Source organism: Rhodococcus sp. 66b (assembly GCF_002076325.1).
GTDB classification, from domain to species: Bacteria; Actinomycetota; Actinomycetes; order Mycobacteriales; family Mycobacteriaceae; genus Rhodococcus_F; species Rhodococcus_F erythropolis.
In genome coordinates, this window is sequence record NZ_MUZB01000050.1 from 1 (window position 1) to 1638 (window position 1638).

Consider the following 1638-nt stretch of genomic DNA (forward strand, 5'->3'; position numbering starts at 1 on the left):
CTTGGATTCCAGCAATCGTCGCAACACCTACTGAAAGGTGTTGCAATGGCTGGCAAAAAGTACACGGATCAGCAGAAGGAAGAATTCTTCCGATTACTCGACAGAGGTGGCACGGTCCGCGCCGCAGCGCGTGCAGTCGGCGTTCATGAAAACGCCGGCTACAACTGGTTACGGAAAACAGGGCTGACCATAGCGCGGGCCGCGCCGCGCACCTACCCCGCGGAACTCAAAGCTGAGTTCTTGCGGCTCGTTCGCGAGCGAGAAATCATCTCGACCGTCGCTCATGAGCTGGGGATTCACCGGCCAACAGCCTATGCATGGGCGCGGAAAGCAGGAATATCAACCAGCGAGGCACGCAAAGTCAACCCGCGGCGCGAAGAATTCCTGCGTCTGCGAGCGGCGGGACTCACGCGCGTAGAGGCCAGAGCTCGCGTCGGGGCCGATGCCCGATCGGCGACCGACTGGGACAAGGGCATCACGATCATCAACCGAGGTCGGGTCTATCCCGACGGCCGGGTGGTGCGGTACCCGGTAAAGAACAATGACGGTGTGCCAGAACGAAGAACCCGCGCGATCGGCGGAAGCGTCGACCTCAACGTCGTCGAGAAGATCATCCATCCCCGATACCTCAGCCTGCTCGAACGCGAGCAGTTGCAGGATCTACGGCGCGCAGGGTTGTCGATCCGGGCGATCGCGTCAGAAATGCGACGCGCACCGTCGACGATCAGCCGAGAACTCAAGCGCAACACCGTCTCGGTGAGGGGATATATGCCTCATACGGCGCATCGGCTGTCCGTGAAGCATCGGGCCCGGCCGCGGCAGGCGAAGCTGGTTGCCAATGCCGAGCTTCGTTCCTACGTCCAGGGGAAACTGGCGAAAAGGTGGTCGCCGCAACAGATCAGTCACCGATTGGTCAAGGACTTTCCGACCACTCCGCAGATGCGTGCGAGCACCGAGACGATTTATCAAGCGATCTACGTCCACGCCCGAGGCGAACTCACACGGGAACTCGGAAAGCAACTGCGCCGCGGTCGAATTGCACGCAAACCGCACAAGCAGCCCGATGCCCGCCGGCCGCGGTTCGTCGACCCGATGAACTCCATCAGCAATCGGCCGGCGGAGGTCGACTCGCGAAAAGTTCCAGGACATTGGGAAGGTGATCTCATCATCGGCGCGCTGGGTGGATCGGCGATCGCGACACTAGTCGAACGCTCCTCCCGCTTCGTGATGCTCGGCCACCTCGGCCGCGAGCGGACTGCCGAAGCCGTCCGAGACTCCCTCATCACCACCGTCCGTCACCTGCCCACATCACTGCGGGGAACACTGACCTGGGACCAAGGCGCCGAGATGGCCGAACACCGCGCGTTCACCGCCGCGACCAACTTCGACGTCTACTTCGCAGACGCGGGCGCTCCCTGGCAGCGCGGCAGCAACGAGAACACCAACGGTCTACTGCGCCAATACTTCCCGCGCGGAACCGACCTGGCAGTGCACAGCGTCGACAAACTCTTGGCCGTCGCGGAGGAGCTTAACGATCGACCCCGGAAATCACTCGACTGGGACACCCCTGCAGAGCGCCTGAGTGCTTTACTGGAAGTCTCGTAACCACGAGTGTTGCGACGATTGCTGGAATACAAG

The 1638-nt window shown here is 61.8% G+C and carries 1 protein-coding gene and 1 pseudogene; both read left to right on the forward strand.

The window, feature by feature from the left end; all coding sequences use genetic code 11:
- Positions 1-45: 45 nt before the first annotated feature.
- A pseudogene (locus B0E55_RS32755) lies at positions 46-168 on the forward strand (transposase); the annotation flags it as partial.
- Between the two features lie 21 nt (positions 169-189).
- Positions 190-1605 carry an IS30 family transposase gene (locus B0E55_RS31255; RefSeq protein ID WP_029538673.1) on the forward strand — a complete coding sequence of 472 codons (1416 nt, stop codon included), beginning with the start codon at positions 190-192 and terminating at the stop codon, positions 1603-1605.
- Positions 1606-1638: the final 33 nt, after the last annotated feature.